The following is a 14,590-nucleotide window of genomic DNA, read 5'->3' as shown; positions in this document are numbered from 1 at the left end:
TGGCGGTGAGGCGGGGATTCGAACCCCGGATGCAGCTTTTGACCGCATACTCCCTTAGCAGGGGAGCGCCTTCAGCCTCTCGGCCACCTCACCATACGCTTCTTTCGAATTGTGCCTAACTTGCTTTAGAGAAGCTCATCGGCACTGCGTGGCGCACATATTACTTTCTCCGACTTTTAAGTCAAACAATTTTTCCCAACTCATGCGCGTTTGCACAATTCGCACCCAACATGGGCGATTTCAAGGCAAAAAGGGCGTTTTATCAACAGGCAACCGCAGCGTTTGTGGCAACAAAGCAGAAAACTAACCGGGAAAATAATCACGAAAAAGAGAGAGGAGAACGAAAGAAGTGGGTAAAACGATGCAGTAGCGTCTCGTCTGGCAACGAGACGCTGCTTCGGAATCAGTAAGTCGTCTGCTGAGACTTCTCTGCCTGAATGCGCTGATAGATTTCTTCACGGTGAACCGAAACCTCTTTGGGGGCATTCACACCAATACGCACCTGGTTGCCTTTTACCCCTAGCACAGTGACCGTAACCTCATCGCCAATCATGAGGGTTTCACCAACTCGACGAGTCAGAATTAACATTCTTTGCTCCTTGAAAGATTAAAAGAGTCGGGTCTCTCAGTTTCCCCGTCATTATCCATCATATGTGGTGAAAACGTAAGCCGCGCAACCCACAATAAGTGTAAGCAGACTTGGTCCCACCTCAGATAATGGTAAGTTTAGCCGACCTGAAAAACTTTGTTCCCGCAATTGTAACTAAATTGTGTTAGCACAGTATGAAAACGCCATAATCAACAAAGTATTATGGCGTTTGTGCGTGCTATTTATTTATGTTCACAGCTTCGAGGCCACCCAGGCTTCTACGCTGTTTAACGCCGCTGGCAGGGCGTTGATATCCGTCCCCCCCGCCATCGCCATATCCGGGCGACCACCGCCCTTGCCGCCTACCTGGTGCGCCACGTTGCCGATCAACTCGCCGGCTTTCACGCGGTCAGTCAGATCCTTGGTCACGCCTGCAACCAGGCTGACTTTGTCATCAGCCGTCGTTGCCAACACGATGATGGCCGAACCCAATTGATTTTTCAGGTCATCCACCATGGTGCGCAGCATTTTGGCTTCGACATTGTCCAACTGGCTGACCAACAGCTTCACACCGTTAACCACTTTTGCCTGGCTGGACAACGACGCGCTTTCCTGCGCCGCCTGCTGATCTTTCAACTGCTGCAGTTCTTTTTCCAGCGCGCGGGTGCGATCGAGCACCGAGCGCACTTTATCGGTCAGGGTGTTGCTGTCGCCCTTAACCAGCTGCGCAACGTCTTGCAACAAATCGCTTTGCTGGTGCAGCGTGGCGATAGCGCCTGCGCCGGTCACCGCTTCAATACGACGGATGCCCGCCGCGGTGCCCGACTCGCTCAGAATGCGGAACAGGCCAATATCGCCGGTGCGGCTGGCATGAGTACCGCCACACAGTTCGGTGGAGAAGTCGCCCATGGTCAGTACGCGCACGTTGTCATCGTACTTCTCGCCGAACAGCGCCATCGCGCCCTTCTCTTTGGCATCTTCCAACGCCATCAGCTCGGTCTGTACCGGCAGGTTACGACGCACCTGCTGGTTCACCAGATCTTCCACCGCGCGGATTTGCTCCGGCTTCATCGCTTCGAAGTGCGAGAAGTCGAAACGCAGGTATTTGTCGTTAACCAGCGAGCCTTTCTGCGCGACGTGGTCGCCCAGCGTTTGACGCAGCGCGGCGTGCAGCAGGTGAGTCGCGGAGTGGTTCAGACGAATGCTGTTGCGGCGCTCAGCGTCGATCTGCGCATCCACGCGATCGTTCAGCTTCAGCGAGCCCTGCGCCAGTTTGCCCTGGTGGCCGATAGCCTGGCCGTATTTCTGGGTGTCGTTGACCACAAACTCTACGCCGGCGGCTTTCAGCACGCCTTTATCGCCGACCTGGCCGCCGGATTCGCCGTAGAACGGCGTCTCATCCAGCACCACCACCGCCTCTTCGCCAGCGTTAATCTGATCGACCGGCTGGCCGTCGCGGAACAGCGCGATGACAGTTGCCTGCTGCTCGTCGTGATCGTAACCGCTGAACTGGCTGCTGCCGTCCACGCGGATCAGGCTGTTGTAGTCGGCGCCGAAGCCGCTGGATTCGCGCGCGCGGCGGCGCTGCGCTTCCATCGCTTCTTCAAAGCCCGCTTCATCGACTTTCAGACCGCGCTCGCGGCAGACGTCAGCGGTCAGATCGACCGGGAAGCCGTAGGTATCGTACAGACGAAAAGCGGTTTCGCCGTCCAGGGTATCACCCTTCAGCTTGGCCAGCTCTTCGTCCAACAGCGCCAGACCACGCTCCAGCGTGCGGGCAAACTGCTCTTCTTCGGTTTTCAGCACCTGCTCCACCAGCGATTGCTGGCGTTTCAATTCGTCGGCCGCCGGGCCCATCACGTCGATCAGTGGCGCCACCAGCTTGTAGAAGAAGGTATCTTTCGCGCCCAGCATGTTGCCATGGCGGATCGCGCGACGAATGATGCGGCGCAGCACGTAGCCGCGGTTTTCGTTAGACGGGATCACGCCGTCCGACACCAGGAAGGCGCAAGAACGGATGTGGTCGGCGATAACGCGCAGGGATTTGTTGTCCAGATCGGTCGCGCCGGTCACTTTCGCCACGGCGGCGATCAGGGTACGGAACAGGTCGATTTCATAGTTGGAGTTCACATGCTGCAACACCGCCGCGATGCGCTCCAGCCCCATACCGGTATCCACCGAAGGTTTCGGCAGTGGCAGCATGGTGCCGTCGGACTGACGGTTGAACTGCATGAAAACGATGTTCCAGATCTCGATATAGCGGTCGCCGTCTTCTTCCGGGCTGCCCGGAGGGCCGCCCCAGATGTGATCGCCGTGATCGTAGAAAATTTCGGTGCACGGGCCGCATGGGCCGGTGTCGCCCATCTGCCAGAAGTTGTCGGAAGCGAAAGGCGCGCCCTTGTTGTCACCGATACGGATAATGCGCTCGGCCGGTACACCAATTTGCTTCTGCCAGATGTCGAACGCTTCGTCATCGGTTTCATACACGGTGACCCACAGTCTCTCTTTCGGCAGGTTGAACCAGTTTTCACCGGTCAGCAGTTCCCACGCGTAGCTGATCGCGTCGTGCTTGAAGTAATCGCCGAAGCTGAAGTTGCCCAGCATTTCAAAGAAGGTATGGTGACGTGCGGTATAACCGACGTTTTCCAGGTCGTTATGCTTGCCGCCTGCGCGCACACAGCGCTGCGAGGTGGTGGCGCGGGAATAGGCGCGTTTGTCGAGCCCCAGGAAAACATCCTTAAATTGGTTCATGCCGGCATTGGTAAACAGCAATGTCGGATCATTGTTAGGCACCAGGGAGCTGCTTGCTACAACCTGATGACCCTTACTATGAAAGAAATCGAGAAACGCTTGACGGATCTCAGCGGTGCTCTTGCTCATAATTTTCCTGGAAAGGCTAGAATAACGACACGTGAGCCGGTGACGCGTCATCCCGACGATGACAACCAGCTCACGAACAAAAAGTGGGGATAAGATAAATTTTCTTCAGAGGGAAGTAAAACCCCGTGTGCGCTCATTGCGCAAAATCACGGTAAATTGACTGAATTTCTTCCTGGAAGAAGCCGCGATAGAGCAGATAACGCTGCACTTTGGCTTTCTCTTTCCAGTCGGTTGGCAACGCATCGCCAAATTTTCGCTGTGCCACCTGTTTTGCCTGTTCGCACCAATCGATATCGCATTCCGCCAGCGCGTCCTGCACCAGCGCTTTGTCGACGCCCTTTTGCATCAGTTCGCTGCGGATGCGCTGCGCGCCGTAACCTTTGCGGCTGCGGCTGCCGATGTAGCTGTGAGCGAAACGCTTATCGTCTAGCCAGTTATGCTGGTAACAGTAGGCAATAACCTGCTCGATCAGCGCAGGATCCACCGGCTCTTCAGCCACCGGCGGTAATGCCGGCGCATGTGGCCTCTTGCCGCCAAAACGGGCTTTCGCCACAAACGGCTGCGCCGCAAGTTTGCGGCGCAGTTCAGCTTCACTATGATCGCGTTGCGACAGCAGGCGCATGGCGCGGCTTAGCAAGTCATTCATCATTCAAGCCTGAATTTATGGGATATGCGCCACACGAACGGCGGCACACATCTTCAGCGATTAGAACTGCTCGCTGGTTTCCGCTTCATCGTCTTCGAAGTCGTCACCGGAAGCGGCCACCAGTTCACCGCCGCTGTGCAGCAGCAGGTCACGCAGCTTCTTATCCAGCTCGGCGGCGATAGCCGGGTTTTCTTTCAGGAAGTTACAGGCATTCGCCTTGCCCTGGCCGATCTTCTCGCCGTTATAGCTGTACCAGGCGCCGGCTTTTTCGATCATCTTGTGCTTCACGCCCAGATCGACCAGTTCGCCACGGCTGTTGATGCCTTCGCCGTACATGATTTGGAACTCAGCCTGCTTGAACGGCGCAGCGATTTTGTTCTTCACCACTTTCACGCGGGTTTCGCTGCCCACCACTTCGTCGCCCTCTTTGATGGCGCCGATGCGGCGGATATCCAGACGCACCGAAGCGTAGAACTTCAGGGCGTTACCGCCGGTCGTCGTTTCCGGGTTGCCGAACATCACGCCAATTTTCATACGGATCTGGTTGATGAAGATCAGCAGGGTATTGGCGTTTTTCAGGTTGCCGGCCAGCTTACGCATCGCCTGGCTCATCATGCGTGCCGCCAGACCCATGTGCGAATCGCCGATTTCACCTTCGATTTCCGCCTTCGGCGTCAGTGCCGCCACGGAGTCGACGATAATGACGTCAACCGCGCCGGAGCGGGTCAGCGCATCACAGATTTCCAGCGCCTGCTCGCCGGTGTCCGGCTGGGAGCACAGCAGGTTGTCGATATCGACGCCCAGCTTTTTCGCATAGATAGGATCCAGCGCGTGCTCGGCGTCGATGAACGCACAGGTTTTGCCTTCACGCTGCGCAGCGGCGATCACCTGCAGCGTCAGGGTGGTTTTACCGGATGATTCCGGGCCGTAAATTTCGACGATGCGGCCCATCGGCAGGCCGCCGGCGCCCAGAGCGATATCGAGTGACAGTGAGCCGGTGGAGATCGTTTCCACGTCCATGGAGCGGTCTTCACCCAGGCGCATGATGGAGCCTTTGCCGAACTGTTTCTCAATCTGGCCCAGTGCCGCAGCTAACGCCTTTTGCTTGTTCTCATCAATAGCCATTTTTGCTCCTTCGTTTCGCAATGCCGGTGTTACCCCACACTGCCACTGAATGTATGTTGTGCAGGAAATGTCACTAATTATACTGTATGGTCATACAGTATCAAGCCTAATTTACAAAAATTCGTCGATGGCGGTTTGCAGCGCGAAAATCGTCGCCTGCAGCCGCACCGCGTCGCGGTCGCCCTCAAATTGCATCTTGCGCGACAGCCCCCGGCCATCGCTGCCGGCGAAGCCGAACCACACGGTACCGACCGGCTTTTCCGCGCTGCCGCCGTCCGGGCCGGCGATGCCGCTTACCGACAGCGCCAGATCGGCCTGTGCCGCCCGCAGCGCCCCTATTGCCATCTCGCGCACTACCTCTTCGCTGACCGCGCCGTGCGCCGCCAACGTGGCTTCGCTCACCCCCAACAGGTCATGCTTCGCCGCATTGCTGTAGGTGACGAAACCGCGATCGAAATAGGCGGAGCTGCCGGCGATATCGGTAATGGCCTTGGCGATGCCGCCGCCGGTGCAGGATTCCGCGCAGGTGATCCAGCGGCCCTGAGCCTTCAGTTTTTCCCCCGCCAGCACGCTGAGCCGGCGCAGTTGGTTTTCACTCATAACCCCTCCCTCGCGAATTCAGGTATATGCGCCCGATAGTAGCATTTATCAAGGCGACGCGGCGGCTGGCGCGCAGAAATGCGCAGCGCCTCGCAGGAGGTGCGGTTTTAAGCGCCCGGCCAAGCTGCTAGTATCAAAAGAAGCGCCCCATTGAGCGGCGGCGCACCAGCACAAGGAACATCACGGAGGCGGCACGCGGCGGCGGCGGCCTCAGGGCGCACCAGAAGAGATTAGGATGATAGCGTGAAAAAAACGTTGGGCGTATTCTTGCCGTTGTACACCACCACCCTGCTGCTGCTGTTGGGCTCAGGCCTGCTCACCACCTACGTCTCGCTGCGGCTGACCTCCATCCACGTCAGCAGCGCGCTGATCGGCGCCATCATCGCCGCCAACTACATCGGGTTGGTGATCGGCGGCAAGGTCGGCCACTTTCTCATCGCCCGCGTCGGGCATATCCGCGCCTACGTGGCCTGCGCCGGCATCATCACCGCTGCGGTGCTGGGGCACGGCCTGACGGAGTTCATTCCCGCCTGGGTCGCGCTGCGTCTGGTGATCGGGCTGTGCATGATGTGCCAGTATATGGTGCTGGAAAGCTGGCTGAACGACCAGGCGGAATCCAACCAGCGCGGCATGGTGTTCGGCTTCTATATGGCGGCGACCTATCTCGGCATGTCGCTGGGCCAGATCGTGTTGATGCTGCAAAGCAATCTGGGCATCACCACGCTGCTGGTGATCGCACTGTGTTTCGCGCTCTGTCTGGTGCCGATCGCTCTCACCACCCGCACCAATGCACGCCACATGTCGCCGGCCCCGATGGAGCTGCGTTACTTTGTCGGCGCCATTCCCAAGGTGCTGGCCACCACGTTGGTGATCGGCATGGTGGTGGGCTCGTTTTACGGCCTGGCGCCGGTCTACGCCAGCCTGCAATCCTTAACCACTCAGCAAACCGGCCTGTTCATGGCGCTGGCCATCTTCGCCGGGCTGGTGGCGCAGTTCCCGCTCAGTTGGCTGTCGGATCGCTATAACCGCCCGTTGCTGATGCGCTTCAACGCCATTCTGCTGATCGTGGCGGCGCTGCCGCTGGCGCTGCTGCCGCACATCGATTTTCCGTTGCTGCTGGCGGTGGGCTTTGTCGTCAGCATGTTGCAGTTTACGCTCTATCCGCTGGTGGTGGCATTGGCCAACGATCTGATCGAGCCGGAGCGCCGCGTCTCGCTGGCTGCCTGTCTGCTGATGGCGTTCGGCGTCGGCGCCAGCATCGGGCCGTTGGCGGTCGGCGCACTGATCGAGCCGCTTGGCGGCAATATCCTGTACGCTTTCTTCGCTCTGTGCGGCGTACTGCTGGCGGCCCTCGGCCGTACGGCGAAAGCGGAGGAACCGCAGCTGGCGCAAGATGCGCCGGTGCCACACATTGCGCTGCCGGACAGCCTCGCCAGTTCACCGCTGTCGCCGGCGCTCAATCCGACCTTCGATGAGCAGATCATTCACGACACCATGCCGCCGCCGGAAGCGGCGCCCGATGTCGACGAGCCGCAGTCTGAAGAACAGGAGGCGGAGCCCCTGCCTCAGGGGGCCGATCCGCAAGAGGACACCGGCCTGAAAAAGGCGCACGCCATGCTGTGAACGGCGGCGCTACAGATCCTGGAAGGAGCCCAGCATAAAACCGCGTTCGGCGATCGCCGCTTTCAGCGTCGGCGCGGTCAACACATCCAGCTCGACAAGGCGCGGGTGGCAGTATTTGCTCTGCAGGATCGTCGCGTCGAGGAACGCCGGGTGGCACATCATTTCCAATGACTCGGCGCCCTGCTCGTCGGCGCGCGCCAATCTCTGCAGGAATAAGGCTTCGGAAATCGTTTCGCCGTAGAATCCCGCATCAAACGCGTCGGTGCTGCAGGGCGTCTGCAACGCAATATCGCGCCGTTTCGCCTCTTCGCGATCGAGGCGCAGCGGCAGCCCCTGCGCCTGCGCAAACGCCTCCACCAGCGGGTAAATCTGCGGCTGCATATGCACATGGTGGTGGCTGTCGATGTGCGTCGGTGGCCTGCCGAACAGCGTCATAAACCGCGTGAACTGGCGCTGCAGCTCCTCCTGAATCTCGTCCAGTTGCAGCTCACCGGCCTCGGCGCGGCGCCACAGCCATTTGCCCAATTCGCCATGCTCGTTGACCAGCGAAGGCATGGCGCCCAGCGGCCTGCCATAGGTCAAAACGAAATGCAGCCCGATCGGCAGCCCCGGATGTTGCCGGCTGAGCGCCGCCGCGTGCTGTGCGCCGCCGCCGTTCACCATCGCCGTGGTGGAGGAGACGACGCCATATTGATACGCCTCGATAACACCGTAGTTTTGCCCCTTGCTTAGGCCGAAGTCATCGGCATTCACGATCAGTAGTTTTTCCATAGTGGCTCCCGCGAGATGGATTTTTGGCAAGGGAAGTCCGACCGACCGACGCGGCATTCCCTTTCGCTAAGGTAAAAATCGAATGACTAACTGGCCGGCGGCCTGAAGCTCATCGGCATATCGGCATTGAGACTGATCGGGAGCGGCCCTAAAGAGGGCCGTAGCACTTTTTTCGGTAGTTGCCTGGGGTCACCTCGGTGAGCCGCTTGAAGTTTTTGATGAACAAACTGACATCGCCATAGCCGGAATCGAAGGCGATATCGGACACCGAAGAGTTGGTGACCTCCAGCTGCGTCTTGGCGAAATTGATGCGGATCTCATTGATCACCTGCATCGGCGTCTTATGGTAGTAACGCCGCATCGCCCGGGTCAGATACTCCTGAGTCTTCCCCGACAGCGCCACCATGTTCGCCAACGCCCTCTCGCCGAACATCGCCTTGTCATGCATGCCGGCCAGGGTGTTCTTCAGCCACTGCGGGATATCATCGCCGCCGTCATTTTCTTCTTTATAATGACGAATGCGGCTGATCACATAGAAGGTCAGCGTTTCGAGAAACTCGGCGAAATCATCCTCACGAAACTGCGGCGAACTCACCACCGATTCGATATAGGCCAGAAACTCGCTTCTCAGGCTGTAGGCCTGCGAGGCAACAAAGCAGCGCGGCAGCTGCTGCAAATAGTGCTCTTCAAAAAACGCTTTGCTGACCGCCACGTTGAAGATTTTTGTCGCGCCGAACTCGTAAAAGCTCTGGTGATAGGAGCCGATAGGGATAAAGACGAAATCACCGCGTTCCAGCAGCACCCGCTTACCGTTGATCTCCTGATAGCATTTGCCGCTCAGCACGATGGTGAACTCGTAATAGTCGTGCTGATGCAGGCCGGTGGCGCTTTCCACCTTGTTGTAGATAAACAGGTGAAAATCTTTGCAGTTAAAGAAATCCTGCTCGCGAATCAGCTTCACATCGTTGGCACTCAGCGAAATTCGGTTGTCAGACACGGCGTCGGCCTCCCGTTAGTCAAATCCGTTGCGTCTGGCCGCCTCGGCAAACCAGTAGCCGCTTTTCTTGATGGTGCGGCGCTGATCCGCCCGATCCAATCGCACCAGCCCATAACGATTCTTGTAGGCGTTCAGCCAGGACCAGCAGTCGATAAAGGTCCACAGATGATAGCCTTTGCACTGCGAGCCTTCTGCCAGCGCGCGGTGCAGCCACTTCAGGTGCTCGCGAATAAAGTCGATGCGGTAATCGTCCTCCACCCGCCCATCGGCGCCGATAAACGCTTCTTCTCCCTCGACGCCCATGCCGTTTTCCGAAATATAACAAGGCAGATTGCCGTAGTTCTCTTTCAGGTCCATCAGGATGTCGTACAGCCCCTTCTCATAGATCTCCCAGCCGCGGTGCGGATTGATTTTGCGTCCCGGCATCGCATAGTAACTGAACAAATCCTCCGGCGATGCGATCGGCCCCTCGGCACGACGCCCCTCTTTCGCCTGCACCCTGCGCGGCTGGTAGTAGTTGACGCCGAGGATATCCACCACGCCGCCTTCGATCAGCCGCGCATCCTGCGGCTCGCAGCAGGGCATCAGCCCATGCCGTTCCAGCAGCTGCAGCAACGCCGCCGGATAACGCCCTTTGGCGACCGGATCGAGGAAACTGCGGTTGAGCAGCAGATCGGCGTCGTGCGCAGCCTGCCGATCCTCCGGCGCGTCGGAACGCGGGTAGGTCGGGCTCAGATTCAGAATGATGCCGATGCTCCCCGGCAGCTCACGTGCTCTGAAACGCTGCACCGCCATGGCGTGCGCCAGTACGCTGTGATACGCCACGGTGACCGCCCGTTTGAAGTCCACCACGCAAGGGTAGTGCAGGTCATTCAGGTAACCTGCCTCTACCGGCACGATCGGCTCGTTGAAGGTGAACCAGTGGGTGACCCGATCGCCAAATAGATCGAAGCAGATATCGGCGTAACGCGCGTAGGCTTCGACCACCGCCCGGCTTTCCCAGCCACCGCGCTGCTGCATGCGCAGCGGCATATCGAAGTGGTAGAGATTGATAAACGGGGTGATGCCCTGCGCCAGCAGCTCGTCGATCATCGCGTTATAGAACGCCACCGCCTGCGGGTTAACCTCGCCGTCGCCGTCCGGGATCAGCCGCGACCACGAGATCGAGGTTCTAAAGGTATTGTGGCCCAGCGTTTTGAGCAGCCCGATATCGGTGCGGAAATGGTCGTAAAAGGTCGAGGCCTCAGCCGGCCCCACCCGATCGTGAAAGCGCTCGGGCGCGATCTCGTACCAATAGTCGAAGATATTGCGGCTCTTGCCGTCCCGCGCGGCCGCCCCTTCAGACTGCGGCGCGGAGGTGGCGCTGCCCCACCAGAACCCGTCGGCAAATTGATATTCCATACTCGCGTCCCTCGCGGGGCGGCCGCGCCGCCCCGTTCCACAGTTAGAGTTTCAGCGCCTTGGCGATGTCTTCTTCGCTTTCCGTCGCCGCGTCGATCTGGCTCTGTGCCTTGTTGGAGATCGCCACAAACGGCAGATAAATCACGGTGGCGACCGCCAGGTTGAACAGGCTCAGCAACATGGCCATGATGCTGCCGTTGGTGTTGAAGAACGCCCCCAGGCCGACCGGCATAGTCCAGGGCGCAATGTTGGTGATAGGCGGGATCAGCCCGGAGTAATAAGCCAGCGAGGTGATGATGGTCAGCACCGGCTGCACCAGGATGAACGGAATGAACATCACCGGGTTCATGATCACCGGCAGGCCGAACAGAATCGGTTCGTTGATCTGGAAAATGCCGGACGGCGTCGCCAGCTTGGCGACCTGGCGGTAATCTTCGCGGCGCGAGGCGATGAAGATGGCGATGATCAGGCCCAGCGTCGAGCCGGTTCCGCCGAGGTAGATGTAGGAGTCGACGAACGGTTTCGCCCACATGTGGAACTCTTTGCCGGCGGCCACCGCCGCTTCGACCGAACCGTATTTGTTATACAGCTCCACGTTTTCCAGCGCGAACGGCGTCATGATGCCGCTGTCCAGCGCCGCCAGCGCCATGGAGCCGTGCACCCCAAAGAACCACAGCAGCGAGGAGAACAGCACGTACACCCAACCCACCACGCTGCCCATCTTGGCCAGCGGCGCCGAGATGCCGTCCATGATGATCTGGTGGAAGTTGGTGCCCCAGTGCGCCAGCGCGAACGCCACCAGCCCCATGATGGAGAGGATGATAAAACCGGGGATCAGCGCCGAGAAGGAGCGCGACACCGAAGCCGGCACGCTGTCCGGCAGGCTGATCACCCAGTTGCGCCGCACGATGAAAGCGAACATCTCGGCCACCACCAGCCCGATCACCATACCGGAAATGATGTTGGCACCACCCAGCCAGTTGGCGCCCACCGCATAGGCCTCGCCGACGTTAAACGGCGTGACGGTCATAAAGGCCGCCACCGCCAGCAGTGCCGCAGCCAGCGGATCGACCTTGCGCTCTTCGGCCAACGCCATGCTGATAAAGAACGGCGTCATCAGGGACATGATCCCCAGCGTACCGTTGTAAACGCTGCCGCCAATGCTCTTCAGGCCGTTCAGCGTCTCGATGGTGGAGGCATCCAGGCGCACGCCCAGCGAATAGAAGAACGATCCTTCGCCGAAGCTCAGGAACACGTTGTTGATCAACACGAACATCGCCCCGGTCAAGGTCAGCGGCATCAGGCGGACAAAGCCGTTCTTGATGGCGTTGACGTGGGGCTGCTTACCGATTTTTACGGCGAAAGGCAGGATAACCTTCTCGAGCGAGGCAATGAGGGTATTCACGGCGGCCTCCTGTTATTGATTGGCTTTCTTGATGGCGGCCACCGCGGCCTTCAGCACCCCCAGCCCATCGACCTTGCCGTACAGCAGCGGATCGATGACTTCAACAGGTTTGTTGGGCAGCTGTTTTTGCACCTCCGGCAAGGTGTAGGCGATCTGCGGCCCCAGCAGGATCAGATCCGCTTCAACGCCTTTCTCCGCGGCCAGCGCCTCCGGGTAGGCGGCGATGATCACCGGTACTTCGTATTTCTCGGCCTGCGCCTTCATTTTTGATACCAACAGGGAAGTGGACATACCGGCAGAACAAAACAGATAGATTTTTTTCTTTTCCATACCAAGCACCTCAGATAATCAAAAAAACCCCGTGTTATTTGTATGCCAGATGCAATCACGATTGCTTCACGCACATTCCTTATGAAAATTTCCGTCACGTTGCCCTGGTTGCAGACAGTATACGGAGCATGAAAAACGGATCGGTAAGCCAGCGAGGATAATAACCGTCTCTCCTTGACCTACCGGCTTGACCCCCTTCACATTTCACATAAAAAAATAGTGTGACCGGGCTCTCAAATAACCGATAAAAACTCGGAATATTCGCAACAAATACACAAATAACAATTATAAACAGCCAGTTACAAACTCGCTGAGAATTTAAGGGTTTATTTGCGCCCGAACAAGCGAAGGGGGAATTAAAATAGTTCAAGCTTGATTCGCCTGCTGCTCCCCGAACGCGATGGCAGGCGAAGAGGATTAGGTGGGCAGACGGAGCAACTCGATCACTGTGGCCAGCGCCACGGAATGGTTCCTGCGGTTGGGGTAATAGAGGTAAAAACCGGGAAACGGCGCGCACCAGTCGGCCAACACTCGCCGCAGCCGCCCGCTCGCCAAGTGTTCTTCCACCTCCTGCTCGATGGCGAAAGCGATGCCGACGTGTGCCAACGCCGCTTGCAGCAACAGCCTGGCGTCATCCACGATAAGCGGGCTGTTGACCGCCACGGAAAACCGCTGCTCGCCCTGCTGAAAAGTCCATTTGTAGCGCTCGCCCGAAGAGGCCTTGCGCCAACCGATGCAGCGGTGCTGCAGTAAATCCTGCGGGTGCGTCGGTTCGCCGTGCCGTTGAAAATAGTCCGGCGTGGCGACGATGGCAAAACGCAGATCCGGCGTCAGGCGCACCGCACGCATATCGTTGTGCAGATCCTCGCCGAGCCGAATACCGGCGTCAAAGCCTTGCTCGACGATATTGGTAAACCCTTCGTTCGCTACCACCTCCAGCGTAATGCCGGGATACTCACTTGCCAACCGCCCCAGATGCGGCACGATGGCGAGATCGATCGCCGAACGCGGCGCGTTGATGCGCACCAGGCCGCGTGGCCCTTCTCGAAACGCATTCAGACTCTCCAGCGCGGCGTCGATGTCGGTAAAAGCCGGCACCAGCTGTGCCAGCAGATGCTCACCGGCCTCCGTCGGCGAGACATTGCGGGTGGTACGGTTCAGCAGGCGAATGCCCACCTGCGCTTCCAGTTCACGCAGGGTGTGGGTCAGCGTCGGCGGCGTCACGCCCAATCGGGCAGCGGCGCGGCGGAAGCTGCGTTCACTGGCGATAGCCACGAAGGCCGCCAGGCCGGACAATTCGGGTTTCTTCATGCTATTAATATAAATTATCTAATAGTGAGATGAATTTTTAGCGGATAGTTATTCGTCATCTAACAACATAGCATTGCGATCGACCCCATTACCAGGTATCGATGCGATGATTAATGCTACAGCTCCAACTCATGAAACGCCGCGCCGTCTGGCTGACAAAGTCGTGCTGGTGAGCGGCGGCGGCACCGGTATCGGCCGCGCAGCCGCGTTGGCCTATGCCCGCGAAGGAGCCAAAGTCGCGCTGGCCGGCCGGCGCGCGGCGGAAATAGAAGCCACGGCGCGCGACATCGCGCTCGCAGGCGGCGACGCCCTGCCCATCGTGGCCGACGTCTCCCAGGAAGACGATATCCGTCGGCTGCTCGCCACGGTGACGGCCCACTACGGCCGGCTCGACGTCGCCTTCAATAACGCCGGCATCATCGGCAACTTCGCCCCCATCACCGAACAGAGCAGCGAGGATTTTGACCGCGTGATCGCCATTAACCTCCGAGGCGTCTGGCTGGCGATGAAATACGAGATTGAAACCTTCCTGGCTCAGCGCTCGGGCGGCGTGATCGTTAACACGTCCTCCTGGCTGACCCACGGCGCGCTGGCCGGTTCGTCCAGCTACTCTGCCAGCAAAGGCGCGCTCGATGCGATGATCCGCGCGGTGGCGCTCGAATACAGCGGCCAGGGCATCCGCGTCAACAACATCAACCCCGGCATCATCGACACGCCGATGGCGCGCGGCAGCGTGGCTGACAGCGCGGCGTTCGCGCCCTTTATCGCCCACACGCCCGCCGGCCGCCTGGGCGAATCGGAAGACATCGGCGATGTGGCTTTGTGGCTGGCGACGGACGAAGCTCGTTTCATCACCGGCCAAAGCCTGCTGGTGGACGGCGGCTACACCATCGCCGGCATGCGCTGAGGAGA

13 protein-coding genes and 1 tRNA gene are annotated in these 14,590 nt (G+C 58.9%); 2 read left to right on the top strand and 12 right to left on the bottom strand.

Features of this window, described 5'->3' with window-relative positions; all coding sequences use genetic code 11:
* The 6 genes from QDT79_RS08305 to pncC form a co-directional block, all read right to left on the bottom strand.
* Positions 1-93, bottom strand: a tRNA-Ser gene (locus tag QDT79_RS08305).
* 310 nt (positions 94-403) lie between these two features.
* Positions 404-589, bottom strand: coding sequence for a carbon storage regulator CsrA (csrA, locus tag QDT79_RS08300; protein WP_004091602.1), 186 nt, complete (start codon positions 587-589; stop codon positions 404-406).
* A gap of 252 nt (positions 590-841) precedes the next feature.
* Positions 842-3,469 carry an alanine--tRNA ligase gene (gene alaS, locus QDT79_RS08295; protein ID WP_308316384.1) on the bottom strand — a complete coding sequence of 876 codons (2,628 nt, stop codon included), beginning with the start codon at positions 3,467-3,469 and terminating at the stop codon, positions 842-844.
* Positions 3,470-3,602: 133 nt separating this feature from the next.
* The gene (gene recX, locus QDT79_RS08290) at positions 3,603-4,115 is read right to left on the bottom strand and encodes a recombination regulator RecX (RefSeq protein WP_130018515.1); all 513 of its coding nucleotides are present in this window, start codon (positions 4,113-4,115) and stop codon (positions 3,603-3,605) included.
* A gap of 60 nt (positions 4,116-4,175) precedes the next feature.
* Positions 4,176-5,240: a recombinase RecA gene (gene recA / locus QDT79_RS08285; protein WP_004932541.1), complete on the bottom strand. Its 1,065-nt coding sequence runs from the start codon at positions 5,238-5,240 to the stop codon at positions 4,176-4,178.
* 111 nt (positions 5,241-5,351) lie between these two features.
* Complete coding sequence (gene pncC, locus QDT79_RS08280) at positions 5,352-5,840, bottom strand: nicotinamide-nucleotide amidase (protein WP_048794685.1); 489 nt, start codon at positions 5,838-5,840, stop codon at positions 5,352-5,354.
* Between the two features lie 243 nt (positions 5,841-6,083).
* Between pncC and QDT79_RS08275 the strand changes: the two genes are divergently transcribed.
* Entirely contained in the window at positions 6,084-7,463 is a 1,380-nt protein-coding gene (locus tag QDT79_RS08275) for an MFS transporter (RefSeq protein WP_063991360.1), read from the top strand.
* 9 nt (positions 7,464-7,472) lie between these two features.
* Here the strand turns inward: QDT79_RS08275 and chbG are convergent, their stop codons facing one another.
* The 6 genes from chbG to QDT79_RS08245 form a co-directional block, all read right to left on the bottom strand.
* Positions 7,473-8,234 carry a chitin disaccharide deacetylase gene (gene chbG, locus QDT79_RS08270; RefSeq protein ID WP_063991361.1) on the bottom strand — a complete coding sequence of 254 codons (762 nt, stop codon included), beginning with the start codon at positions 8,232-8,234 and terminating at the stop codon, positions 7,473-7,475.
* Between the two features lie 148 nt (positions 8,235-8,382).
* On the bottom strand, positions 8,383-9,231 hold the full coding sequence (gene chbR / locus QDT79_RS08265; RefSeq protein ID WP_063991362.1) for a transcriptional regulator ChbR: 849 nt from the start codon (positions 9,229-9,231) through the stop codon (positions 8,383-8,385).
* Between the two features lie 15 nt (positions 9,232-9,246).
* Positions 9,247-10,632 (bottom strand): 6-phospho-beta-glucosidase GmuD, encoded by a 1,386-nt coding sequence (gene gmuD, locus QDT79_RS08260; protein ID WP_063991363.1) that lies wholly within the window; start codon positions 10,630-10,632, stop codon positions 9,247-9,249.
* A gap of 43 nt (positions 10,633-10,675) precedes the next feature.
* Positions 10,676-12,037, bottom strand: coding sequence for a PTS N,N'-diacetylchitobiose transporter subunit IIC (gene chbC / locus QDT79_RS08255; protein WP_308316383.1), 1,362 nt, complete (start codon positions 12,035-12,037; stop codon positions 10,676-10,678).
* Positions 12,038-12,049: 12 nt separating this feature from the next.
* Positions 12,050-12,367 (bottom strand): PTS sugar transporter subunit IIB, encoded by a 318-nt coding sequence (locus QDT79_RS08250; protein WP_004932561.1) that lies wholly within the window; start codon positions 12,365-12,367, stop codon positions 12,050-12,052.
* A gap of 417 nt (positions 12,368-12,784) precedes the next feature.
* Positions 12,785-13,678, bottom strand: a complete 894-nt coding sequence (locus QDT79_RS08245) for a LysR family transcriptional regulator (RefSeq protein WP_107226781.1) — start codon at positions 13,676-13,678, stop codon at positions 12,785-12,787.
* 106 nt (positions 13,679-13,784) lie between these two features.
* Between QDT79_RS08245 and QDT79_RS08240 the strand changes: the two genes are divergently transcribed.
* Positions 13,785-14,585 carry an SDR family NAD(P)-dependent oxidoreductase gene (locus tag QDT79_RS08240; protein ID WP_048321287.1) on the top strand — a complete coding sequence of 267 codons (801 nt, stop codon included), beginning with the start codon at positions 13,785-13,787 and terminating at the stop codon, positions 14,583-14,585.
* Positions 14,586-14,590 lie beyond the last annotated feature (5 nt).

It is taken from the genome of Serratia marcescens (genome assembly GCF_029846115.1).
Lineage (GTDB): Bacteria > Pseudomonadota > Gammaproteobacteria > Enterobacterales > Enterobacteriaceae > Serratia > Serratia marcescens_L.
The sequence above is the reverse complement of the archived record's forward strand: the minus strand, read 5'-3'. Positions and strand labels throughout refer to the sequence as shown.